The organism is Lysobacter sp. HA35, assembly GCF_054061195.1.
In genome coordinates this window covers 37,456-58,373 of record NZ_JBSSDY010000001.1, presented here as the reverse complement: position 1 = coordinate 58,373, position 20,918 = coordinate 37,456, and the positions used below count along the sequence as shown (strand labels likewise).

Sequence of the window (20,918 nt, the reverse complement as noted above, 5' to 3'; positions counted from 1 at the left end):
GCGAGCGGCGACAATCGGACGACGCCACTTCGACGCATCGCCATGGACGCCCGCATCTGCACCGCCACTTCCGACGATCTCGACGCCGCGGCCGCGCTGTTCGATGCGTATCGCCGGTTCTACGGGCAGACGGGCGACGTTGCGGCCGCACGCGCATTTCTGTCCGAACGCATGTCGCGCAGCGAGTCGACCGTACTTCTCGCTTGGCGCGGCAGCGACGCGGTCGGCTTCGTGCAGATCTATCCGTTGTTTTCGTCGGTTCGAATGAAGCCGGTGCGCGTGCTCAACGATCTCTATGTCGATGCGAGTGCGCGACGTCTCGGTGTCGCGCGTGCATTGCTCGACGCCGCGGCGCAGGCCGCTCGCGACGCCGGCGCGGCGCGCATCGTGCTCGAAACGGCGCAGGACAACGATGCCGCGCGTGCGCTGTATCGGGCAGCCGGCTGGCAGGAAGAATCGACGCAGTGGTACGCGCTCGATCTCACGATCAACGCCTGACGTGTCGATGGACGAACGCCAGCTCGCACGCCTGCAGGTCGATCGTGCGCCGCACGATGCGATCGCCTGGGTGGTACTGGCGGAAGCCGAACTCGATGCGGGTGATGCGATCGCCGGCGAGCGTGCGTCGCGACGTGCGTTGCAATTGCGACCGGGTCATCCCGAAGCGTTGGCTCGACTCGGTCGTGCGCAGTCGATGCTCGGGCGCATGGACGAGGCGGTCGACAGTCTGCTGCGTGCCGCGCATGCCGCGCCGGAACATCCGGGCATTGCCGTGTGGCTCGGACATGCGCTCGAGGACGTGCAGCGCGTCGAGGAAGCCGCCGATGCGTTCGCGCATGCGCATCGATTGATGCCGGATGAGCCGATGGTGGCGTCGTATCTCCTCGCGGCGCGTCGTCGGCTGTGCGACTGGCGTGATGTCGATGCCTTGTCGTCGCAGGTGCGGGGTGCAGTGCTCACGCGGCAGGCGCCGGTGGAGCCGTTTTCATTCCTCAGCGAGGATGCGACGCCAGCCGAGCAGCTGCAATGTGCGCAACTACGCGCATCGATCATCGCGCAGTCGGTGCACCCGCTTCCGCCGGTGGATCGCGCGACACGTGCAGGCGAACCGCTGCGACTGGGCTTCCTGTCGAACGGCTTCGGCGCGCATCCGACCGGATTGCTGACAGTCGCGTTCTTCGAGGCGTTGTCCGGCATCGAAGGCATCGAAGCCCACACGTTCGCATCGACGCCGGATGATTCGAGCCTGATCCGGTCGCGACTCGTCGCCGCCACGCAGCTGCACGACGTTTCGCATCGTTCCCATGGCGAAGTCGCACAGACCATCCGCCACGCCCGCATCGACGTGCTGTTCGACCTGCGCGGCTGGGGTGGTGGCGGCGTGCCCGAAGTCCTCGCGATGCGGCCTGCCCCCGTGCAGGTGAACTGGCTCGCGTATCCCGGCACGTCGGGCGCACCGTGGATCGACTACGTCATCGCCGATCGCAACGTGCTGCCGCGCGAGCTCGTGCTGCACTTCAGCGAGCGCGCCGCATGGATGCCGCATGCGTTCCAGCCGTCCGACACCACGCGCGCGCCGCTGACCGAGCCAAGCCGCGCCGAGTGCGGACTGCCCGAGCACGGCGTCGTGTATGCGTGCTTCAACAACAGCTACAAGCTCAATGCTGCGAGCATGCGCCGCATGTTCGACGTGCTGCGCGCGGTCGACGGCAGCGTTCTGTGGCTGCTGCGCGGACCGGGCCGTGCGGACGACCGCCTACGCGAAGCCGCGCGCGCAGCGGGCGTCGATCCATCGCGCCTAATCTTCATGCCGAAGCAGCCACAGCCGGCGTATCTCGCACGTCTCGGTGTAGCGGACCTGTTCCTCGACACCTCGCCGTACAACGCGCACACCACCGCATCCGATGCGCTGTGGGCGGGCTGCCCGGTGCTTACGCTTCCCGGCACGACGTTCGCATCGCGCGTCGCCGCGAGTCTGCTGCATACGCTCGGGCTCGACGAATTGATCGCGCCGGATGACGCGCAGTTCGTCGCGACGGCTATTGCTCTCGGGCGCGATGCGGATGCACGCGCGGTACTGCGACGACGCCTCGACCATGCGCGGCGCACCTCGCCACTATTCGACATGCCGCGTTTCGCTCGGGACTTCGCAACTCTCGCATCGCGCATGGCAACCACGTGGCGCGATGGCAACCCGCCGCAGCCGATCCTTGCCTAGCCCGCGCCTTCGCGTTCCGCGAGCTTCCGATTGCGTCGATAGATCAGCTGCCCGACGACGCCGGTGAGCAACAGCACGGCATTCGTGAACACGAACACGCCATTTCCGAGCATCCAGCTGTAGATCACGAAGCCGACGCTCGCGCACATCTGCCCGATGAACAGCCAGCGCGACACGCCTTCGGTCGTGCGCTCGCGCCACTGCGTGTAGACCTGTCGCGCGAGCGTGGCGATCAGCACTGCGGACGCGGCCCAGCCGATGGCGTCGGTGAGATTCATGGATGTCGTGGGCGGATTCGCATGCAGCGAGCGTCGCCGGCGCGACGTCGGAACACGGTGAAGCGGAGTCAGCCGATTGAAAAGCCAGCGGGCGTGGACGTCATGTCGAAAGCTTCGCGATGCACTGCTTCGACGCGTGCAAGCGGCGGCCCGTGCGCAAGCCATGCGGCAAGTTCATCGATCGCGGCGGCGTCGCCATGCGCGACCACTTCGACGCGGCCATCAGGCAGATTGCGTGCGTGACCGCTGAGCCCGAGACGCTGGGCTTCGTGCCGCGTATACGCGCGGAACGCCACGCCCTGCACGCGTCCTTCGATGAGGAAGCGCGCCGCGCTCATCCGTTCGCAGCGGGCTTCGCGGTGACGACCTCGTCGATCGCAGCGATCGTCACCGGGCCGAGCACCTTTTTCGCGACGCGCCCGTCCGGCGCGACGATCACGGTCATCGGCAGGCCCTGCGGCGTGTCGAAGTCGCGCGGCGGGCTGAAGGTGTCAAGGATCGCGATCGGATAGGTCGGCGCATGCTGCTTGAGGAAGGCCTGCATGTCCGCCTTGGTGATGTCCTCGTACGCGAGGCCCAGCACGTCGACGTCGCCGCGCTGCGCGAGCTTGGAAAGCTCCGGCATTTCCTTCAGGCACGGGCCGCACCACGTCGCCCAGAAATTGACGACGACCCAGCGTCCGCGATGTTGCGCGAGGTCGTAATGGCCGCCGTCGACGAGGTCGATCTTCAGCTGCGGATGTTCGCGATCGGGCTTCGTTTCGGCGGGCTTCGCAGCTGCGGGTTTCGGCGCGCTCACGGTGTTCGACGCAGGCGTCGTCGACTGCGGGCTGCAGGCCACCGCGCCGAGCGCGAGCAGCAACGGAAGGATTCGACGGTTCATGGCGCGTCTCCGGACCAGACGGTGTTGACGCGACGCTTGAGTAGGTCGCGAAGCGGGATGCGCAGGTCGTCGATGGTGCGCGTGACCTGCGCGCCGAGCGTGTCGTCGCGGCATGGCAGATGCGCTTCGGCGATCGGAATGCGCAGGTTGCAGGCGTCGTAGAGCTCGGCCAGCGTGAGCTCATCGAGGTCACGGGAGAGCAGCCATTCCCCGTCTTCCGCGCGTCGCACCACGTTGATGGTGCAGAGCTGCGCGAGCATCTGCTGCACGAGCGCGTCGGTGAGCATGGGCTCCATGCGCAGGATGTCGTCGGCATGCAGGCCACGCCCGTTGTGACGCGCCTGGTCGAACCGCGCGAGCATGCGCAGCAGGCCGTAGATCTCGTAGCCCGGCGGCAGGCGCTGACTGACGGGCTGATAGCGGAAGGCCGACAGCGACGCTGCGAACGACGCGCCAAGCAGGATCGCCACCCAGCCGACGTACACCCACAGCAGGAAGATCGGGATGATCGCGAGCTGCTGGTAAATGCGCGCGTAGCTGTTGAAGCTGCCGAGATACCAGCCCATGCCCCACTTCGCCATCTCGAAGCCGAACGTGGCGAGGATCGCGCCGGGCAGCGCATGCCGCCATTTGACCGTGCGATGCGGTACGACGCGATACATCGTCGCGAATGCCGCCACTTCGAGCGCGAGCGGCGTGAGCTGCAGCATCACCGACTCGAGCACGTGGCCGGCGCGCGTCGCGAACATAGCCATCGCGAAGAAGCGTGCGGAGATCGCAAGGCTCGCGGCACCGAACAACGCGCCGAGCGTAAGAACCGTCCAGTACACGAGGAAGCGACCGAACTTCGGCCGTGCCGCCTTCACCCGCCAGATGTTGTTGAACGTGCTTTCGATGCTGGTGAGCGTCACCAGCACCGACACCACCAACGCGACCACGCCGGTCGACGTCAGCTTGCCGGTGTTCGCCGCGGCGGTCTGCAGCAGGTAGTCCTGAGCCGCGCGCGCGACGCCCGGAACGTAATTCGCGAACACGTAGTCAGCCAACCCACGCGACAGCGGACGCAGCGCGTCGAACGCCGACAGCACGCCGAACACCACCATCGACAGCGGCACCAGCGCGAACAGCGTGGTGAACGCCAGGGCGCCCGCAGCCTGGAACAGCTCGTCGTCGAGGAACCGACGACCGAGGAACCGGAAGAACGCGATCGCCCGCGCACGATCACGCAGGCGCGGGCTCACGAGACTCAAGAGATAAGGCAGCTCCATCGCGGCGCAGCCTAACCGAACGGCCGGTGGCGCGGCGTCAGGCCACGGCCGCGCTATCCTCCGCGTCCACCAACGCCACGCCTTCCGATGCCCGACGTCCTGATCGTGTACTACAGCCGCAACGGCTCGGTCGCGCGCCTTGCGCGGCATGTCGCCCGTGGCGTGGAAGAGGTCGAGAGCATGCAGGCGCGCTTGCGCACGGTGCCTCCGGTCGCGGCGGTCACCACCACGGCTGCGCCGCCGGTACCCGAAGACGGTGCGCCCTATGTCGACGCACGCGACCTGCAGGACTGCGCCGGCCTGCTGATCGGCAGCCCGACGCGCTTCGGCAACATGGCCGCGCCACTCAAGCACTGGATCGACGGGCTCGGCGGCGACTGGGCCAGCGGCACACTGGTCGGCAAGCCCGCGGGCGCATTCACCTCGTCGTCGACGATGCACGGTGGGCAGGAGTCGACGCTGCTGTCGATGATGCTTCCGCTGCTGCACCACGGTTGCGTGATCGCCGGAATTCCGTACACGGAGCCGCGCCTCAGCAGCACGCGCAGTGGCGGCACGCCCTACGGCGCGAGCCATGTCGCCGGCGTGCGGGACGATCAGCCGGTCGACGAGGACGAAGCGCATCTGGCGCGTGTGCTCGGGCGTCGCATCGCGATGCTCGCGGCGAAGCTCGCATGAACGCGCGCATGGTGCTGATGGTCGCGCTCGCGGCGCTCGCGCTGCTGTTCGCGGCGTGGTTCGGGACTCGCGCCGAATGGGTGGCGCTGGCGGTCTTCGCGATTCCGCCGGTGATGTGCGTCGCGGCGCTGATCGCACGCGGGCGCACCGCGGCGTTCTGGTCGGGCGTGCTGGCGCTGCTCTGGTTCAGCCACGGGGTGATGGTGGCCTGGACCCGCCCGATCGAGCGCGGCTACGCCTGGGGCGAGGTCGTGCTTTCGCTGGTGATCGTGGCGGCCGCGAGCATTCCCGGCCTGCGCTCGCGGTTCGCGCGGCGGGGCTGAGCGGGCGGCGTCCTATAATTCGCGTCCCCGACGTCTGGACCGCGCCATGGATTCGCTCTGCATCGTCACCACCGGCGGGACGATCGACAAGATCTACTTCGACGACAAGTCGGATTTCCAGGTCGGCGAGCCGCAGATCGGGCGCATCCTCGAGGAGCTCGGCGTCGCGTTCCGCTTCAGCGTGATCCCGATCCTTCGCAAGGATTCGCTGCACATCACCGAGGCCGACCGTGAGCTGCTGCGCGCAACGATCGCGGCGCAGCCGTCGCGCCACGTGCTGGTCACGCACGGGACCGACAGCATGGTGCAGACCGCACGCGTGCTGGCGTCGCTGACCGACAAGACCATCGTGCTGACCGGCGCACTGAATCCCGCACGCTTCCGCGGCTCGGATGCCGAGTTCAACATCGGTACCGCGGTCGGCGCCGTGCAATGCCTGCCGCCGGGCGTCTACATCGCGATGAACGGGCGCATCTGGGATCCGATGAAGGTGCGCAAGAACGTCGACGCGAACCGGTTCGAGTCGATCGATTGATCGCGCGAACAAGTGACATAAAAAACCCGGCCGTGTGCCGGGTTTTTTTGTGCCCGTAGCGCCCGGACATCGACGGCCGGATGACTGCAACGCGAGTTCGGTTGCGCGGCGCGAGACGACACGCCGTGTAGTCCACTCGTCGCGTCCACAAAAAAAGACCCCGGCTGCGAAGCCGGGGTCTTGATGTGCAGCGACGGGGCCGGCCGAAGCCGGCGCCCGCTTACATCAGTTGATGGTGCCCTTCAGCGTGACGCCCGAGTACGCAGCGTAGGCGCGGACATTCACGTAGTACGTGCCAGCAGCCGGCGCGTTGATCGTGCAGGTCTCGGCGTTGCCGCTGAGGTACGGACGGCAGGTGTACGACGTGGTCGTCGGGGCGGAACCCGCCTTGACGTACAGGTCGGCATCACCCGTGCCACCCGAGATCGTGAACACGACGCTGGTCTTGCCGGCCGGCACGCTCAGCGTGTAGTTCGACGAGACGCCACCGGTCGCAACGGACGGCAGGCTCACCGGCACGCCGCTGGTCAGAACCGTGCCGCCACCGCCACCACCACCGGTGGTGTAGCTACCCTTCAGCGTGGCGCCCGAGTAGGCCGCGTAGCCGTGCAGCAGGACGTAGTACGTGCCCGCAGCCGGAGCCGCGATCGTGCAGGTCTCGGCGGTGGTGCTGCCTTCCGACTTGCAGGTGTACGACGTGGTCGTCGGGGCCGAACCAGCCTTGACGTACAGGTCGAGGTCGCCCGTGCCACCCGAGGTGGTGAACACGAGGTTGGTCGCACCGCTCGGAACGGCCAGCGAGTAGAACTTGTCGCTGCCGGCGGCGCCGGAGATACCCGTGATCGGCGTGCCGTTGGTCATCGGGGTGGTCGTACCGCCACCACCGCCACCGCCGGCGCAGCTGACGCCCACGACGTTGAACGCCGCGGTGACGTCCGCCTTGTTCAGGCCGAGATCCGTTGCAGCGGTTTCAACACCGCAGGCGCCGGAGTTGAACGTGCTGCTAGCGGTCCAGTACACGGCATTCGCGCGGGCGAACACCTTGAACGCGGTCGGGACGCTCCAGCCGGAGGTCTTCGCCAGGGTGCAGAACGCCTTGTTGTAGACGCCGGACGAGTAGTGGACGTCGAGGCCGCTGTTGTAGTTCGCAGCGTTGTCGATCGAGCCACCGTCCTGCGTCGGGTTGCACATGTAACGCAGCGCGCCGGTGTTCTTGAAGATTTCGGTGCCGACGTTGAAGTCGGACGAACCCTTCCAGTAGTACTCGGTCGCTTCGCCGCCCATGTCGGAGAACGCTTCGTTCATGCCGCCCGACTGGCCGGAGTACGTCAGGTTCGAGTGCTGCTCGGTGAAGCCGTGCGAGACCTCGTGACCGGCGACGTCCGCGCTGACCAGCGGATAGAACGTCGTGGCGCCGTCACCGAACGACATGGTGGCGCCGTCCCAGAACGCGTTCTCGTAGCTCGACGAGTAGTGCACGCGCATGACGAGCTGGAAGTTCAGCGCGTTGTAGCCGGTGTACGCCGGATACATGTTGGTGATCACGCCGCCGAAGTAGTGGGCGTCGTTGATCGGCGAGTACGCGCCGTTGATGGCCTTGTAGGTGTTGCGCGGGCAGGTATACGAATACGCCGTCGTGCTGGTCGTGCCACCGTTGAGGTTGACCGACTTCACGTTGGTGTTGTTCATCGTGCAGGTCGTGCCCGACTGCGCGACGTCGAGGTAGCCGTAACGGCCGCCCGAACCCCACTCGTACTGGCCGGTCTTGGCGTTGCCGCCAGGGCCCGTGCCGACGAGCGCGGTGGTCAGGCCTTCCCAACGCTTCAGCACCGTGCCGGTGTTGGCGTCGACGATGATGAAGGGACGGGTGGCGTCGCCGCCGGTGCCCGAACGATCAGCGAAGTACGACACGACATACGCGCGGTGCGCGTGGCCGGCGTCGTCGACGTAGATCATCAGGTCCGACTTCTCGTTGCGCGTCGCCATCTTGGCGATGCCCTGGCCGAGGCCGACGCGCTTGCCGACGTCGAGCGCCTGCGCGCTGGAGAGCTTGACCGCACCGGCCGGGATTTCAGCGGCGAGGCCGTCGACCTTGCGGCCGAACATCGACTTGACCGCACCGTTCTGCTCGGAGACCGCGATGTTCTCACCGAACACCGGGATGCCGCGGAACGTCTGCTGGTAGCGGTAGTGCTTGGTGCCGTCGCGATCCTGCACGAGGCCGATCTGGTTGAGCGACGACAGCGAATCCATGCCGATCAGTTCGGCGTGGCGATCCTTTGCAGCAGCGGCGACGCCGAGCGTCGCGGTGGCGGCCTTGTACTGGCCGGCAGCCTTGGCGATCGAAACCTTCTGCAGGTCGATCCGGGTAGCGGCGCCTGCGCTGCCCGCGGCGAGCGCGAGGACCAGCGGGGACAGCGCGAGGAGACAGGAGCGGGAAGTCGAGTGCGACATCGGAGAGAAATCCTTGGACGTGGGAACGCCGGAAGGTGGACGGCGAAGCCCCGGGTCTGACTCATACGAAGCAAACTGGGGCACGGGCGGACGCGATCCGTCTGCGTCCGTCCAGCGAAGGTGGATGCGTCCCCGGCCCTTCACGCAAAAAAGTTTGAAATTTTTTGTCCGGTCCGATGAGCGGTTTACGTTCCGAGACGTAACCTGCTGATTTTCAAGACCGTCGCCGCGCCCGTTATGGCTTTGTGAAGCCTTTTGCGCCCCGTTTTATGGCGCGTCGCAGCATGAAATTGCGACAGTAGCGTGTCCGGCGTCCACAAATTTTGCCGTTGTCGTTCCAGATCCGGCGACCGCGCGTCCGGCCGCTCGAGCGCGCTGACGAACGGCTTTATGCCGCCCTTCTGCCTATCCGACGCAAGCCGCGAAAGGCTTTTCGCGACACGGTTACCCCGCCCGCACATCGAGCATGCGCCTTTTGCGTCCGGACGGAGCGCCGCAAAACTGAGCGCACGGGCGACGCGCACGGCGCCACGCCAGCACGAATGAGTCGCGCAGGTACGCTCGGAAATGAATGGATCGCTGCCGGCGTGTCGCCCGGCGGCGTCACTGCCTCAAAGCATCCCGGTCTCGAGGCGCGCGACCTCGGACATCATCGAGCGGTTCCACGGCGGGTCGAACACCAGTTCGACGTCCGCATCGGTGACCGTCGGGATCAACTCGAGCTTGTCGCGGACGTCGGCGACCAGCACGTCGCCCATGCCGCAGCCCGGAGCGGTCAGCGTCATCTCGACGCGCACAACGCGCTCGCCGGGCTTTTCGTCGTTGCGCTCGACGTCCACGTTGTAGACCAGGCCCAGATCGACCACGTTGATCGGGATTTCCGGGTCGAAACACGTCCGCAGCTGCTGCCAGACGAGCTTTTCGACCGCCGCGTCGTCGGCGCCTTCCGCGAGTTCCAGCGGGGACGGCGGCTCCTTGCCGATCGCGTCGGCGTCGCGGCCGGCGATGCGGAACAGGTTGCCTTCGACGAACACGGTGAAGCTGCCGCCCAATGCCTGCGTGATGTAGCCGACGCTGCCGGCCGGCAGGTTCACGGCCTCGCCCTGCGGCACGAGCACGGCGGCGCAGTCGCGCTCGAAGCGGACGGGTTCGCTGGAACGGGAATACATCGGACGTGTCACCTTTTAACTCGGACCATTCTAGTCCACTTTCGCGGCCCTTCCCTGTCCGCCAGCTATCCTGTGCGGCCGCTTTCCAGTTCGATCCGATGCCCCTGCCCCGCTCCGCCTGGCTCGCCTGGTTCCTGCTTCCGCTCGTCGTGTTCGGCTTCGCCGCGCTGTGGACACTGGCCGCGCTTTATTCGAGCCGCCAGTGCAGCTTCATGGCGGTAGTCGGCGCGGTGGACGTGCTGTGGGTGCTCGGGCTCGCGCCGACGCTGCGGCCGGGCATGCGCGCGGTCGCCGCGACACTCGCCACCGTCGTGATGGTCGCGCTCGCGAACTGGGCGATCATCGCCATCAACGTAGGCGTGCCGCTGGGCAGCGGCACGATCGAGGCGCTGGGCAAGCTCGGGGTGCACCACGCGCAGACGCTTGCCGGCCTCGCGAACGACTGGCGCGACGCGGTGTGGGTCGTGCTCGCGCTTGCCGTCGCCTGCGCCTGGCCGGCGATCAGTGCCCGCCGCCGTCCAGCGTCTTCAGCTCACTGACGAGCGCCGCCGCCATCTCGGCGCCGTCGCCGAACAGCATTCGCGTGTTGTCGGCATAGAAGAGCGCGTTCTCGATGCCCGCGAAGCCGGTGCCGCGGCCGCGCTTGATCACCACGACGTTCTTCGCGTCGATGACATCGAGAATCGGCATGCCGAAGATCGGGCTCGCCGGATCGGTCTTCGCCACGGGGTTCACGACGTCGTTCGCACCGATCACCAGCGCGACGTCGGTGTTCTTGAACTCGGGGTTGATGTCGTCCATGTCCGCGATGAGGTCGTACGGCACGCCGGCCTCGGCGAGCAGCACGTTCATGTGGCCGGGCATGCGGCCCGCGACCGGATGGATCGCGAACTTCACCTTGACGCCGCGATCCATGAGCTTCTGCGAGAGCTCCCAGATCTTGTGCTGCGCCTGCGCGACGGCCATGCCGTACCCCGGCACGATGACGACACGCTCGGCGAAACCCATCAATGCAGCGACGTCGCCGGCTTCGATCGGCTTCTGGCTGCCGGTGATTTCCTGCGCTTCGCCGCCACCGCCAAAGCTGCCGAAGATGACGCCGCTGATCGGGCGATTCATCGCCTTCGCCATCAGTCGCGTCAGCAACATGCCGGCCGCGCCGACCATCGTGCCGGCGATGATCAGCGCTTCGTTGCCGAGCACGTAGCCTTCGAACGCGACGGCGAGGCCGGTGAACGCGTTGAACAGCGAGATCACGACGGGCATGTCGGCGCCGCCGATCGGCAACGTCATCAGCACGCCGACCAGCAACGCGCCGACGAAGAACGCGATGATCGGCACGAGGCCGTACGCGGCGCCGTCGACGTTGTGGCCGAGCCACATCACCGCGAGCACGCCGGCTGCGAGCGTCGCGAGGAACACCAGCGCGTTGAACGCCTGCTGGCCCGGGAACGTGTAGCGCTTGTCCATGCGTCCGTCGAGCTTGGCCCAGGCGATGACCGAGCCCGACAGCGAGACCGCGCCGATCAATGCACCGATGACCGCGAGTACGACCGACGTCATCGACGTCGCCGGTTCACCCGCGTTGAGCCGCAGCAGTTCGACCGCGCCGATCGCCGCCGCCGAGCCACCGCCCATGCCGTTGTAGAGCGCGACCATCTGCGGCATGTCGGTGATCGCGACCTTCTTGCCGGATACCCACGCCGCCAGCGTGCCGATCACCAGCGCCAGCACGATCAGCGGCAGGTTGTGCAGGCCCGGCAACAGGAACGTGGCGGCCGTCGCGATGAGCATGCCGGCGCCCGCCCAGCGAATGCCGCTGCGCGCGGTGACCGGCGAGGCCATGCGCTGCAGTCCCAGAAGGAACAGCGTGGCGGCGACGAAGTAGCTGGCGGATGCGAGCAGCACGCGCGGATCGATCGCGCCGCTCATGCGCGGCCTCCGGGCTTCCGCGAGGCCTTGAACATGTCGAGCATGCGCTCGGTCACCACGTAACCGCCGGCGGCGTTGCCGGCACCGAGCAGCACGGCCAGGAAGCCGATGGCTTTCTCCACCGTCGTGTCCGCCTGGCCCAGCACCACGATCGCGCCGATCAGCACGATGCCGTGGATGAAGTTCGACCCCGACATCAGCGGGGTATGCAGGATCACCGGCACCCGCGAGATGATCACGTGGCCCGCGATCGCCGCGAGCATGAAGATGTACAGCGCCACGAACCCGTCGCCCATGCTCCCCTCCACTGCCCCGTTCGTTCCATCATAACGACGGCTGAATTCTTCCGGGCGTTCGTCAACCCGGGTCGAGGCCGGGCGTTTCCGTATGTGCTGCGCGGCACATCACCGGGACGCCGGTCCACGACATGACCAAGGAGAGAACGCCATGAAGAAGATCGTCGCTTACGCCCTGCCCGCGCTGATCGCCGTGCTGCCCGTCGCCCATGCCCAGTCCACCCAGGACCGCGGCGACCGCATCGAACACCGCCTCGACCAGAAGGGCGACCGCATCGAGGACCGCCTGGACGCCCGGGGCGACCGCATCGACCAACGCTTCGACAACAAGGGTGACCGTGTCGAACAGCGCTTCGACAACCGCGCCGCCAAGGCCGAAGCCGCGGGCCACGAGCAGCGCGCCGCGCGCCTGGAGCGCGAAGGCGACCGCGCCGACGCCCGCTTCGACCGCCGCGGCGACCGGGCCGAGAACCGCCTCGACGCCCGCGGTGACCGCATCGACCACCGCCTTGACCGCAAGGGTGAGCGCATCGACCGCCGCTGGGATCGTCACCACGGATGACGCTCCCGATGGCGCAGGCCCTCGACGCCGGGTTGGATGGCGGTGAGCCGCAGACGCTCGATGCATTCCTCGCATCGATCTCCGGCCGCGCCTTCCGCTTCGCCGAGATGGGCCTGCGTCATCGCGACGACGCACTGGATGTAGTGCAGGACGCGATGGTGAAGATGCTCGCCTACGCGAACCGGCCGCCAGCGGAATGGACGCCGCTGTTCTGGAGCGTGCTGCGCAGCCGGATCATCGATCTGCAGCGCCGCCGCACGTTCCGCCTGAAGTGGCTCGCGCCACCGCCGGCGGACGACGATGGACCGATCGACTGGGCGGATCCGGGACCGGATCCGTCACGGGCGAACGATTCGCGCGAGGCATACGAACGCCTCGTCGAAGCCCTGCAGAGCCTGCCCGCGCGACAACGCGAGGCATTCACCCTGCGGGTGCTGGAGGAACTGGACGTCGAAACGACGGCACGCGTGATGGGTTGCAGCGACGGCTCGGTCAAGACGCACCTGTCGCGCGCGCGAGACGCCCTGCAAAAGAAACTGGAGGATTTCCGATGAGCATGCACGGCAACGCCGGTGACGCTTTCGACGCGCGCGCCCGCAGCGTCCATGCGGCGTCGCTCGACCAACTGTCGACGCGCGTCAACGCGCAACTCGCGCAGCGCCGCCGCGCCGCGTTGAAGGGTGAGACGCGGCGCAGTTCGCACGGCGTATTGCGCTGGGCGGGCGTCGCGACTGCGGGCCTCGCGCTCGCACTGGTCGTGCAGCTGCGTCCGCCGGGATCCGCTGCGGGCGGCGTGTCGCATGGCCAGGTCGCAGCGACGAACACGCGCGTTGCGATGAATGCACCGCAGCCGCGCATCGCCGCGGTCACGCCGTCGCCGGCCACGCGCCTGCCGACCGCAACGGACGCGGACGTCGTCGCACCCGACCTCACCGAAGATCCCGAGTTCTACCTGTGGCTGGGCGCCGAGCGCTCGGCACAAACGGAGTAAGCCATGAAGCGTTTCGCCCTTTCCCTCGCCCCGGTCGTGCTGCTTGTCGCCGCGCTGCCGTCGCACGCGCAGAGCACGACGGCCGCACTGCCCGACTGGGATCACCTCACGCAGGCGCAGCGTGACATGCTGATCGCGCCGATGCGCGAGCGCTGGAATGCGAGTCCGGAAACGCGCCAGCGCATGTTCGGCCACGCGCAGCGCTGGAAGACGATGACGCCGGACCAGCGCAAGCAGGCGCGACACGGGCTCGCGAAGTTCCAGGACATGTCGCCCGCCGAGCGCGAGCAGGCGCGCGCCGCGTTCGAGCGCTTCCGCTCGATGGCGCCTGAAGACAAGAAGGCGCTGCGCGAAAAACTGCGCGGGATGACGCCGGATCAGCGCAAGGCGTGGCTGCAGTCTCAGTCGGCGCAGCACTGATGCATCGCGACGGATCGATCGGATCGATCTGTCGCTGATCAGGCTCAGGCCGCGGCGATCGCGGCCTCGGCCGGACGCTCCGGCCATACGGTTTTCGCGAGCAGCTCGTCGCTCCAGTCGAACGACATCGCGCCGCCGTCGAGAAACAGGCTGACGAAGTTCAGCACGTTGCGCGCGTACATCTCGCTCGCATGCACCGCGCCCATGCTGGCAAGCCCGAGCGGCCCGTCGACGACGACGCCGCCGACATCGATGGTCTGACCCGGCACCGTCGCCTCGCAATTGCCACCGCTTTCGGCCGGTAGATCGACGATCACGCTGCCGGGCTTCATGCCGGCGACCATCGTCGACGTCACGATCTTCGGCGCGGGTCGGCCCGGCACCGCAGCGGTACAGACCACGACATCGACCGAGCCCAGATGCGCACCGAGGCGCTTCTGCTGCTCGGCGCGCTCCTCGTCGGTGAGCGCGCGTGCGTAACCGCCCTCGCCCGCGGCACTGACGCCGAGGTCGAGGAACTTGCCGCCCAGCGATTCGATCTGCTCGCGCGTCTCGGGGCGAACGTCGAAACCTTCGACCTGCGCGCCGAGGCGTTTCGCCGTTGCGATCGCCTGCAGGCCCGCAACACCGGCGCCGATCACCAGCACCTTCGCGGGACGGATCGTGCCCGCGGCGGTGGTCAGCATCGGGAAGAAGCGCGGCGCGAGCGTGGCGGCGATCAGCACCGCCTTGTAACCCGCCATACCGGCTTGCGAACTCAGCACGTCCATCGCCTGCGCACGTGTCGTGCGCGGCAGACGCTCGAGCGGGAATGCGACGATGCCGCGATCGCGGATGAGCGTGCCGCGCGATTCCGATGCCTGCGGCGCGAGCAGGCCGACCAGCGTCGCGTCGGGCTTCATCGCAGCGAGCACGTCGTCGCCGGGCGACTGCACGGCGAGCAGCAGGTCGCTGTCGCGCACGATGGATGCGGCGTCGGCGATCGTCGCGCCGGCCTGCACGTAGGCGTCGTCGACGAAGCCCGCACTCGCGCCTGCAGTCGATTCGATGCGGACCTGCGCGCCGCGTGCGGCCAGCTTGCGCACGGTCTCGGGCGTCGCGGCCACGCGTCGTTCGCCGGGTGCGCGCTCGCGCAGGATGCCTACCGTCACTGCCGTCATGCGCATGCTCCGTCGGTGCTTCGAAGCATCCTAGCGGGCAATCGCGGCCGGCGGCAGTTGGGTTCCGACTGCCGCAAAACGAAAGGGCGGCCGAAGCCGCCCTCCGTACCCCGAACTCCGAGGCTCAGTTGCCGCCGACAGCCTGCAGCTGCTGCTGCAACTGCTCCATCGCGGCTTCGAACGGCGACTGGCCGGTCGCGACCGTCAGGCGCCCTTCGGCGCCTAGCAGCGCAAGCTCTTCGACGCTCGCGGCCAGCACGCGCATGCCGCGACGGTTGACCAGCAGCAGGCGCGAGGTCAGCGGGCTGACCCAGGCGACCTTCGCCGAGATCGGCTCGCCCTGCGCGTCGGACATGCGCACCCACGAGCCGACTTCGAGCTTGCGGATCTTCGCCACCCACTGCGGATCGGCGCGCATGGCGTCGGTGCCGCCGGCGAGCCACAGACGCGTTTCCTGCTCGGGCTCGTCACGCACAGGCGCCGGCATGGCACGCACGCGGCGGGAGGCATCGGGATCGGCCAGGCCGCGCACGATGCCGGCCAAGCCGTGGCTCGCGGCGGTGGCGTCGAGACCGGACGACGCGAGGCATTCGGTCAGCGGCTCTTCGAGCTCGAGCAGCTGGCGCACCAGCGCATCGCCATCGGCGCGCGAGGCCAGCATGTCGGCGTGTGCAAGCGCGTCGCCCATCGCGATCGCGTCACGGAAGCGCACGCTGTCCTCGCCGTCACGCAGCAGCGTCTGCACCAGATGGTGGCGCCACGGCGTGACCAGGAAATCGCCGACCGCCTGCGTCAGCGGCGTCTGCGCGAGGCGACGCTGCAGCACCGTGTCGGCACGTGTACGCGCCTGCGCCAGACGCTCGCGACCGTAGCTCGCCTTCGCTGCGCGCTGCTCCTGCAGCTCGACGCGACGACGCTGCTGCGACAGCAGGTCCTCGAGCTCGGCGTAGGCCATCTCGAAGACCGAGAGGTCTTCGTTGAACTCGGCGACGATGCGCTGCGACACGGCCGACGCGCGCTCGAGAAGCTCGCGCTCCTGCGGCGTCGAACCGGTGTTGTCTTCGCAGGCCTCGGTCAGCGCATCGAGCAGTCGACGCGCCGGATGGCTGCGCTCGACGAACATCGAGTCGTCATTGATCGCAACCTTCAGGTACGGCAGCACCAGGCGCGCATAGACGCGACGCGCACGGTCCTGCAGTGCATGCGTGCGGAACAGGGATTCGAACAGCAGCGCGACCATGTCGACCGCGTCCTCGTCCTCCGCCGACAGCGCGGTGTATTCGGGATGCAGGCCCATGCGACGCGCGCCTTCGGCGAGGTAGCTGCGCATCGCATCGGAAAGCTTGCCGGTGACGCCAAGCGCGCGAGCGAACACATCCGGCGGCTCGGCCTGCAGCACCGACGCGATGCTGCTGATCTCGCGCGGCTGGAATTCGCGTAGCGCGGGCGCCGCACCGAAGCCGCCTGCCCCGATGCCTGCGCCAGCACCCGTCGGTGAGAAACCGGGAACGCCGTACTGCAGCCCGACCGGCGCCTGCGCCAGCGTGCGCACGCCGCCATGCTGACGCTCCATGCGCCAGATGCGCAGCTGCTCACGCAGCGGCTCGAGTTCGGTGGCATGGCGATGGCCGCCAAGGCCATCGCCCAGCGCCCGCTGCTGCGGCGCCTGCGAATAGGACGGCGCCTGCGGATGCATCGGCATCTGCGGCGCGTACTGCGGGCTTGCCTGCGGCGCACCGTAAAAAGACGGCTGCGTCTGCTGCGTCTGCTGCGGAGCTTCGACTTCCGGCTCCGGCAGTGGCGCGGGCTTTTCGGCCTCTTCGCGGTCGAACTTCGCCAGCACGGCCGGCGACCACGCCGACATGCCGTAACCGGCGCGCGAAAGCACGGCGCCCAGGTTCGGATAGAGCGCGTCGAGCAGCGGCACGAGCTGCTGCTGGAACTGGCGGAACAGCACGCGGCCGAGCGGTTCGGACACGCCGGCGTTGCTGACGGATGCGATCAGCGTCGAGCACAGCTTGCTCGGCGACACCGGATTAGCACCGGCCGGCACGCGCATGGCGAGCGCGAGCTCTTCCATCTGCGTGCGCAGCGCCTGCAGAGGCTGCTGATAACGCTTGTCGAGGATTTCAGTGAGCGCCTGCGCCTGAAGGTGCAGGTCGATCATCTCTTCCTCTATCAGGCCCAGCGTGATGCCCGACCGGATGAAGGGATTGCGGAACTCGTCGAACGCCTGCGCGATCTGCTGGCGGAAATTCATCGTGTCGGACGCACTACGCGTGCGCAGCACGTTGAGCCCGGCGAGCTCGTGATATGCGTCGGGGCCGGCCTCGGCGAGTTCCTTCTCCGCAGTGACGTAGAGCGCGGTCGGGAACGTTCCCAGGCGCTCGACTGCAAGCCGCTTCAATGCTTCGAGCACGCGCGCCGGGTCATGGCGCGGATCAATTCCCTGATCGAAAAACGGGCTGGTCACTTTTGCTACTCCAGCAGGTGTCGCCGCTGTAACGGGTTCGACTGGATATGCAGGATAGTGGCAATCTGCGTCACTTCCTGACTTCCTTTACCGATCTGTGCGCCATGTCCCAAGCGACCGAAACGACGCCGACAGGCGGTGATTTCCAAGCGTTGAACGTGCTCGACGCGCGACGCTCCGTGCCTGCGATGCAGTTATGTGACCCCGGTCCCGATCATGCGCAGGTGATGCGCATGCTTCGCTCCGCGGTTCGTGTCCCCGATCACGGAAAACGGGTGCCTTGGCGCTTCGTGCGCATCGAAGGCGCGGCGCGCGAGGCGCTGGGCGAGCGTCTTGCCGCGCGAAGCCGCGAGCGCGATCCCGATGCCAGCGATGCGGTGATCGAGAAGGATCGCCAACGCTTCCTGCATGCACCGGTGATCATCGCGGTCGTCGCCGACCAGGGCGAGGACGCGAAGATTCCGCCCAGTGAGCGTCTGCTCAGCGCGGGCTCCGTATGCTTTGCGTTGTTGCAGGCGGCGCAGGCGCTCGGGTTCGGCGCCGTCTGGCTGACGGGCTGGGCCGCTTACGATCCCGCGATGCGTCGCGTGCTCGGCGTGGCCGACCACGAAGTCGTCGCGGGCTTCATCCATCTCGGGTCGATCCGCCAACACGCGCCCGAGCGCGACCGCCCCGACCCCGCGCTTCTGCTCACCGACTGGACACCCTGATGACACCCGCGTCGACGACGCCCCGCACCCTGCATCTCGTCGACGCCAGCGTCTACGTGTTCCGCGCCTGGCATTCGATGCCGAACGAGTTCACCGACTCGGACGGCTGGCCGACCAATGCGGTGCACGGCTTCGCGCGTTTCCTTTTGGAATTGCTCGAACGCACTCGCCCCGAGCATGTCGTCGTCGCCTTCGACGAAGCGCTCGACAGCTGTTTCCGCAATCGCGTCTATCCGGCGTACAAGGCGAATCGCGACCGCGCGCCGGACGAACTCAAGCGCCAGTTCGCGGCCTGCAAGTCGCTGTGCGTGGCGATGGGCCTGACCATCCTTGGGCATACCGATTACGAAGCGGACGACCTCATCGGTAGCGCGTTGCATGTCGCACGTGCGCACGGCTTCCGTGGCGTGATCGTCTCGGCCGACAAGGATCTGTCGCAGTTGCTCACTGACGAGGACGAGCAATGGGACTTCGCACGTGCCCAGCGCTGGAGCGCGGCGGGCGTGCCGGCGCGTCACGGCGTGCGTGCCGACCAGATCGCCGACTACCTCGCGCTCACCGGCGACGCGATCGACAACATCCCCGGCGTGCCCGGCATCGGCGCGAAGTCGGCGGCGATCCTGCTTGGGCACTTCGGCACGCTGGACGAGCTGCTGCGTCGCGTCGAGGAAGTGCCGTATCTCTCGTCGCTGCGCGGCGCCGCACGTTGCGCGCAGCAGCTGAAGACGCATCGCGAGCAGGCGTTGCTGTGTCGCGAACTCACCACCATCGCGCTCGATGCGCCCTGCGAAGGTGCCGACGCGCTGTTCCGTCGCGGCGAGCCGCAACGCGAGGCACTGCTCGATCTCTGCGAACGCCTGCGATTCGGCCCGCTCACGCGTCGCCGCATCCACGCCGCCTGCGGCATCGATTTCATACCGGTGGCATCCGAGACCGTCTAGCATCGGCTGCAGGAATCGAAGCCTGCAGACCATGACCGACGATCGCGACGCCCCGCTCGAAACCCTGCACGAAGGCCGTTGGCTGCGACTGGTGAAGCGCGGCCGCTGGGAATACGCCGAGCGCGTGCACGGCCACGGCATGGCGGTGATCATCATCGCGGCGACGCCTGACGACGACGTGCTGTTCGTCGAGCAGTTCCGCATGCCGCTCGGCAAGTCGACCATCGAAATGCCGGCCGGCCTCGTCGGCGACGTGCAGGACGACGACACATTGATCGACGCCGCGCGTCGCGAACTCATCGAGGAAACCGGCTGGGACGCCGCGCATCTCGAAGTGCTGCTGGTCGGCCCCACCACCGCCGGCATGAGCAGCGAGCGCATCGCGTTCGTGCGTGCCACCGGACTTGTTCGCGTGGGTGAAGGCGGCGGCATCGACGACGAAGGCATCACCGTGCACCACGTGCCACGCACAGAAGCGCCCGCGTGGCTGATGCGCAAGCACGCGGAAGGCTTTGAAATCGACCTCAAACTGTGGGGCGGGCTGTGGATGCTCGAGCGCAATCCGGACGGCTCGCCGCTCGCGCCTTCGCGGGCCGCTGACGATAGCGCCGCCTAGAATCCGCACGCCTCACACGGAAGCGACCATGCACATCCTCGTCTGCGGCGGCGCCGGCTACGTCGGCTCGCACGCCTGCCTCGCGCTCTCGCGCGCCGGCCACGAAGTCACCGTCCTCGACAACATGCTCACCGGCCATCGCGAGGCGGTGCGCTGGGGTCGACTTGTCGACGCCGATATCCTCAAACCGGAAACGCTTGACGCCGCGTTCGATCGCAAGGTCGATGCGGTCATGCATTTCTGCGCGCGATCGCTGGTCGGCGAATCGGTAACAAACCCGTACGCCTACTACCAGAACAACGTGACCGGCACGATCAACATGCTGGAGGCGATGCGCCACCACGGCGTCGACCGACTCGTGTTCTCGTCGACCGCCGCGGTGTTCGGCAACCCGGTCAGCGATGTCATCGACGAGACGCATCCGACCAATCCGATCAATCCCTACGGCGCGTCGAAGCTGATGGTCGAACGCGTGCTCGCCGATGCCGCGAACGCGTACGGCCTGCGCTCGGTCGCGCTGCGCTACTTCAACGCCGCGGGCGCGGCGGCGGACGAAGGCATCGGCGAATCGCACGAGCCGGAAACGCACCTGATCCCGAACGCGCTGAAGGCGGCGAACGGCGAAGGCGCAGGACTCAAGGTGTTCGGCAACGACTACCCGACACCCGACGGCACCTGCGTGCGCGACTACGTGCACGTGCTCGACCTCGCCGACGCGCATCTGCGCGCACTCGACTGGATGGATCGCGAGCCGGGCGCGCACCGCTTCAACCTCGGCAACGGCAATGGTTTCTCGGTGCTCGAAGTGATCGAGGCCGCGCGCAAGGTCAGCGGTCGCGACATTCCCTACGAGATCGGCCCGCGTCGCGCGGGTGATCCGCCGGTGCTGGTCGCATCGAGCGCGCAGGCCCGCGAGAAGCTCGGCTGGACGCCGAAGTTCGATCGCATCGAACCGATCATCGAAACCGCGTGGGCATGGCATCGCTCGCCCGCGTACTGATCGAACGAAAA

24 protein-coding genes are annotated in these 20,918 nt (G+C 67.6%); 14 read left to right on the top strand and 10 right to left on the bottom strand.

The window, feature by feature from the left end; genetic code table 11:
* The first annotated feature begins 42 nt into the window (after positions 1 to 42).
* Both ACVWZN_RS00300 and ACVWZN_RS00295 read left to right on the top strand, forming a co-directional pair.
* Positions 43 to 498, top strand: a complete 456-nt coding sequence (locus ACVWZN_RS00300) for a GNAT family N-acetyltransferase (protein WP_456952162.1) — start codon at positions 43 to 45, stop codon at positions 496 to 498.
* A gap of 7 nt (positions 499 to 505) precedes the next feature.
* Positions 506 to 2,218 (top strand): O-linked N-acetylglucosamine transferase, SPINDLY family protein, encoded by a 1,713-nt coding sequence (locus ACVWZN_RS00295; protein ID WP_456952161.1) that lies wholly within the window; start codon positions 506 to 508, stop codon positions 2,216 to 2,218.
* On the opposite strand, the gene ACVWZN_RS00290 is transcribed toward ACVWZN_RS00295, so the two are convergent.
* The 4 genes from ACVWZN_RS00290 to ACVWZN_RS00275 form a co-directional block, all read right to left on the bottom strand.
* Complete coding sequence (locus tag ACVWZN_RS00290; protein ID WP_027082394.1) at positions 2,215 to 2,496, bottom strand: SemiSWEET family transporter; 282 nt, start codon at positions 2,494 to 2,496, stop codon at positions 2,215 to 2,217. The two genes, ACVWZN_RS00295 and ACVWZN_RS00290, sit on opposite strands and share 4 nt — an antisense overlap.
* Before the next feature lie 68 nt (positions 2,497 to 2,564).
* Positions 2,565 to 2,834, bottom strand: a complete 270-nt coding sequence (yccX, locus tag ACVWZN_RS00285) for an acylphosphatase (protein ID WP_456952160.1) — start codon at positions 2,832 to 2,834, stop codon at positions 2,565 to 2,567.
* Positions 2,831 to 3,379 carry a TlpA family protein disulfide reductase gene (locus tag ACVWZN_RS00280; RefSeq protein ID WP_456952159.1) on the bottom strand — a complete coding sequence of 183 codons (549 nt, stop codon included), beginning with the start codon at positions 3,377 to 3,379 and terminating at the stop codon, positions 2,831 to 2,833. Before ACVWZN_RS00280 ends, yccX begins: the two co-directional genes overlap by 4 nt.
* A complete protein-coding gene (locus ACVWZN_RS00275) occupies positions 3,376 to 4,647 on the bottom strand; it encodes a YihY family inner membrane protein (RefSeq protein WP_456952158.1) in 1,272 nt (423 codons plus the stop codon). The genes ACVWZN_RS00280 and ACVWZN_RS00275 overlap by 4 nt, the downstream gene beginning before the upstream one ends.
* 87 nt (positions 4,648 to 4,734) lie before the next feature.
* Between ACVWZN_RS00275 and wrbA the strand changes: the two genes are divergently transcribed.
* From wrbA to ACVWZN_RS00260, 3 genes are read left to right on the top strand one after another with little or no spacing between them, the layout of a single operon-like run.
* Positions 4,735 to 5,325, top strand: a complete 591-nt coding sequence (wrbA, locus tag ACVWZN_RS00270; protein WP_456952157.1) for an NAD(P)H:quinone oxidoreductase — start codon at positions 4,735 to 4,737, stop codon at positions 5,323 to 5,325.
* Positions 5,322 to 5,648, top strand: a complete 327-nt coding sequence (locus tag ACVWZN_RS00265) for a DUF2069 domain-containing protein (protein ID WP_456952156.1) — start codon at positions 5,322 to 5,324, stop codon at positions 5,646 to 5,648. Before wrbA ends, ACVWZN_RS00265 begins: the two co-directional genes overlap by 4 nt.
* Before the next feature lie 46 nt (positions 5,649 to 5,694).
* Positions 5,695 to 6,183, top strand: a complete 489-nt coding sequence (locus ACVWZN_RS00260) for an asparaginase domain-containing protein (protein ID WP_027082388.1) — start codon at positions 5,695 to 5,697, stop codon at positions 6,181 to 6,183.
* Between the two features lie 225 nt (positions 6,184 to 6,408).
* Here the strand turns inward: ACVWZN_RS00260 and ACVWZN_RS00255 are convergent, their stop codons facing one another.
* Positions 6,409 to 8,637: a M4 family metallopeptidase gene (locus ACVWZN_RS00255; protein WP_456952155.1), complete on the bottom strand. Its 2,229-nt coding sequence runs from the start codon at positions 8,635 to 8,637 to the stop codon at positions 6,409 to 6,411.
* Positions 8,638 to 9,248: 611 nt separating this feature from the next.
* Positions 9,249 to 9,806, bottom strand: coding sequence for a putative Fe-S cluster assembly protein SufT (sufT, locus tag ACVWZN_RS00250; RefSeq protein ID WP_027082386.1), 558 nt, complete (start codon positions 9,804 to 9,806; stop codon positions 9,249 to 9,251).
* A 98-nt stretch (positions 9,807 to 9,904) separates the two neighbouring features.
* On the opposite strand from sufT, the gene ACVWZN_RS00245 reads away from it, so the two are divergent.
* Positions 9,905 to 10,345, top strand: a complete 441-nt coding sequence (locus tag ACVWZN_RS00245; RefSeq protein WP_051234914.1) for a hypothetical protein — start codon at positions 9,905 to 9,907, stop codon at positions 10,343 to 10,345.
* Here the strand turns inward: ACVWZN_RS00245 and ACVWZN_RS00240 are convergent.
* Positions 10,308 to 11,738 carry an NAD(P)(+) transhydrogenase (Re/Si-specific) subunit beta gene (locus tag ACVWZN_RS00240; protein WP_456952154.1) on the bottom strand — a complete coding sequence of 477 codons (1,431 nt, stop codon included), beginning with the start codon at positions 11,736 to 11,738 and terminating at the stop codon, positions 10,308 to 10,310. The two genes, ACVWZN_RS00245 and ACVWZN_RS00240, sit on opposite strands and share 38 nt — an antisense overlap.
* Positions 11,735 to 12,034 (bottom strand): NAD(P) transhydrogenase subunit alpha, encoded by a 300-nt coding sequence (locus ACVWZN_RS00235; protein WP_027082384.1) that lies wholly within the window; start codon positions 12,032 to 12,034, stop codon positions 11,735 to 11,737. The genes ACVWZN_RS00240 and ACVWZN_RS00235 overlap by 4 nt, the downstream gene beginning before the upstream one ends.
* A 151-nt stretch (positions 12,035 to 12,185) precedes the next feature.
* Between ACVWZN_RS00235 and ACVWZN_RS00230 the strand changes: the two genes are divergently transcribed.
* The 4 genes from ACVWZN_RS00230 to ACVWZN_RS00215 are packed head-to-tail and all read left to right on the top strand — an operon-like array spanning position 12,186 to position 14,007.
* Positions 12,186 to 12,596: a hypothetical protein gene (locus ACVWZN_RS00230; RefSeq protein ID WP_456952153.1), complete on the top strand. Its 411-nt coding sequence runs from the start codon at positions 12,186 to 12,188 to the stop codon at positions 12,594 to 12,596.
* 8 nt (positions 12,597 to 12,604) lie between these two features.
* A complete protein-coding gene (locus ACVWZN_RS00225; RefSeq protein WP_456952152.1) occupies positions 12,605 to 13,150 on the top strand; it encodes an RNA polymerase sigma factor in 546 nt (181 codons plus the stop codon).
* Entirely contained in the window at positions 13,147 to 13,587 is a 441-nt protein-coding gene (locus tag ACVWZN_RS00220; RefSeq protein WP_456952151.1) for a hypothetical protein, read from the top strand. The genes ACVWZN_RS00225 and ACVWZN_RS00220 overlap by 4 nt, the downstream gene beginning before the upstream one ends.
* Positions 13,588 to 13,590: 3 nt before the next feature.
* Positions 13,591 to 14,007 carry a DUF3106 domain-containing protein gene (locus ACVWZN_RS00215; RefSeq protein WP_456952150.1) on the top strand — a complete coding sequence of 139 codons (417 nt, stop codon included), beginning with the start codon at positions 13,591 to 13,593 and terminating at the stop codon, positions 14,005 to 14,007.
* Between the two features lie 44 nt (positions 14,008 to 14,051).
* On the opposite strand, the gene ACVWZN_RS00210 is transcribed toward ACVWZN_RS00215, so the two are convergent.
* Positions 14,052 to 15,167 carry an NAD(P) transhydrogenase subunit alpha gene (locus ACVWZN_RS00210; protein ID WP_456952149.1) on the bottom strand — a complete coding sequence of 372 codons (1,116 nt, stop codon included), beginning with the start codon at positions 15,165 to 15,167 and terminating at the stop codon, positions 14,052 to 14,054.
* A 124-nt stretch (positions 15,168 to 15,291) separates the two neighbouring features.
* On the bottom strand, positions 15,292 to 17,640 hold the full coding sequence (locus tag ACVWZN_RS00205) for a DUF1631 family protein (RefSeq protein ID WP_456952148.1): 2,349 nt from the start codon (positions 17,638 to 17,640) through the stop codon (positions 15,292 to 15,294).
* Positions 17,641 to 17,744: 104 nt separating this feature from the next.
* Between ACVWZN_RS00205 and ACVWZN_RS00200 the strand changes: the two genes are divergently transcribed.
* From ACVWZN_RS00200 to galE, 4 genes are read left to right on the top strand one after another with little or no spacing between them, the layout of a single operon-like run.
* On the top strand, positions 17,745 to 18,350 hold the full coding sequence (locus tag ACVWZN_RS00200) for a nitroreductase family protein (RefSeq protein ID WP_456952147.1): 606 nt from the start codon (positions 17,745 to 17,747) through the stop codon (positions 18,348 to 18,350).
* A complete protein-coding gene (locus ACVWZN_RS00195) occupies positions 18,350 to 19,291 on the top strand; it encodes a 5'-3' exonuclease (RefSeq protein ID WP_456952146.1) in 942 nt (313 codons plus the stop codon). The genes ACVWZN_RS00200 and ACVWZN_RS00195 overlap by 1 nt, the downstream gene beginning before the upstream one ends.
* A 31-nt stretch (positions 19,292 to 19,322) precedes the next feature.
* A complete protein-coding gene (locus tag ACVWZN_RS00190; protein WP_456952145.1) occupies positions 19,323 to 19,907 on the top strand; it encodes an NUDIX hydrolase in 585 nt (194 codons plus the stop codon).
* A gap of 28 nt (positions 19,908 to 19,935) precedes the next feature.
* Positions 19,936 to 20,907, top strand: a complete 972-nt coding sequence (gene galE, locus ACVWZN_RS00185; protein WP_456952144.1) for a UDP-glucose 4-epimerase GalE — start codon at positions 19,936 to 19,938, stop codon at positions 20,905 to 20,907.
* Positions 20,908 to 20,918: the final 11 nt, after the last annotated feature.

Excerpts from the sequence above, each read along its gene's own strand:
- ACVWZN_RS00275 (WP_456952158.1), bottom strand. The coding sequence starts at position 4,647 with ATGGAGCTGCCTTATCTCTTGAGTCTCGTGAGCCCGCGCCTGCGTGAT.
- ACVWZN_RS00215 (WP_456952150.1), top strand. The coding sequence starts at position 13,591 with ATGAAGCGTTTCGCCCTTTCCCTCGCCCCGGTCGTGCTGCTTGTCGCC.
- wrbA (WP_456952157.1), top strand. The coding sequence starts at position 4,735 with ATGCCCGACGTCCTGATCGTGTACTACAGCCGCAACGGCTCGGTCGCG.
- ACVWZN_RS00200 (WP_456952147.1), top strand. The coding sequence starts at position 17,745 with ATGTCCCAAGCGACCGAAACGACGCCGACAGGCGGTGATTTCCAAGCG.
- ACVWZN_RS00300 (WP_456952162.1), top strand. The coding sequence starts at position 43 with ATGGACGCCCGCATCTGCACCGCCACTTCCGACGATCTCGACGCCGCG.
- galE (WP_456952144.1), top strand. The coding sequence starts at position 19,936 with ATGCACATCCTCGTCTGCGGCGGCGCCGGCTACGTCGGCTCGCACGCC.
- ACVWZN_RS00195 (WP_456952146.1), top strand. The coding sequence starts at position 18,350 with ATGACACCCGCGTCGACGACGCCCCGCACCCTGCATCTCGTCGACGCC.
- ACVWZN_RS00210 (WP_456952149.1), bottom strand. The coding sequence starts at position 15,167 with ATGACGGCAGTGACGGTAGGCATCCTGCGCGAGCGCGCACCCGGCGAA.
- ACVWZN_RS00245 (WP_051234914.1), top strand. The coding sequence starts at position 9,905 with ATGCCCCTGCCCCGCTCCGCCTGGCTCGCCTGGTTCCTGCTTCCGCTC.
- ACVWZN_RS00190 (WP_456952145.1), top strand. The coding sequence starts at position 19,323 with ATGACCGACGATCGCGACGCCCCGCTCGAAACCCTGCACGAAGGCCGT.
- ACVWZN_RS00290 (WP_027082394.1), bottom strand. The coding sequence starts at position 2,496 with ATGAATCTCACCGACGCCATCGGCTGGGCCGCGTCCGCAGTGCTGATC.
- ACVWZN_RS00225 (WP_456952152.1), top strand. The coding sequence starts at position 12,605 with ATGGCGCAGGCCCTCGACGCCGGGTTGGATGGCGGTGAGCCGCAGACG.
- ACVWZN_RS00280 (WP_456952159.1), bottom strand. The coding sequence starts at position 3,379 with ATGAACCGTCGAATCCTTCCGTTGCTGCTCGCGCTCGGCGCGGTGGCC.
- ACVWZN_RS00220 (WP_456952151.1), top strand. The coding sequence starts at position 13,147 with ATGAGCATGCACGGCAACGCCGGTGACGCTTTCGACGCGCGCGCCCGC.
- ACVWZN_RS00295 (WP_456952161.1), top strand. The coding sequence starts at position 506 with ATGGACGAACGCCAGCTCGCACGCCTGCAGGTCGATCGTGCGCCGCAC.
- ACVWZN_RS00260 (WP_027082388.1), top strand. The coding sequence starts at position 5,695 with ATGGATTCGCTCTGCATCGTCACCACCGGCGGGACGATCGACAAGATC.
- ACVWZN_RS00230 (WP_456952153.1), top strand. The coding sequence starts at position 12,186 with ATGAAGAAGATCGTCGCTTACGCCCTGCCCGCGCTGATCGCCGTGCTG.
- yccX (WP_456952160.1), bottom strand. The coding sequence starts at position 2,834 with ATGAGCGCGGCGCGCTTCCTCATCGAAGGACGCGTGCAGGGCGTGGCG.
- ACVWZN_RS00240 (WP_456952154.1), bottom strand. The coding sequence starts at position 11,738 with ATGAGCGGCGCGATCGATCCGCGCGTGCTGCTCGCATCCGCCAGCTAC.
- sufT (WP_027082386.1), bottom strand. The coding sequence starts at position 9,806 with ATGTATTCCCGTTCCAGCGAACCCGTCCGCTTCGAGCGCGACTGCGCC.
- ACVWZN_RS00255 (WP_456952155.1), bottom strand. The coding sequence starts at position 8,637 with ATGTCGCACTCGACTTCCCGCTCCTGTCTCCTCGCGCTGTCCCCGCTG.
- ACVWZN_RS00235 (WP_027082384.1), bottom strand. The coding sequence starts at position 12,034 with ATGGGCGACGGGTTCGTGGCGCTGTACATCTTCATGCTCGCGGCGATC.
- ACVWZN_RS00265 (WP_456952156.1), top strand. The coding sequence starts at position 5,322 with ATGAACGCGCGCATGGTGCTGATGGTCGCGCTCGCGGCGCTCGCGCTG.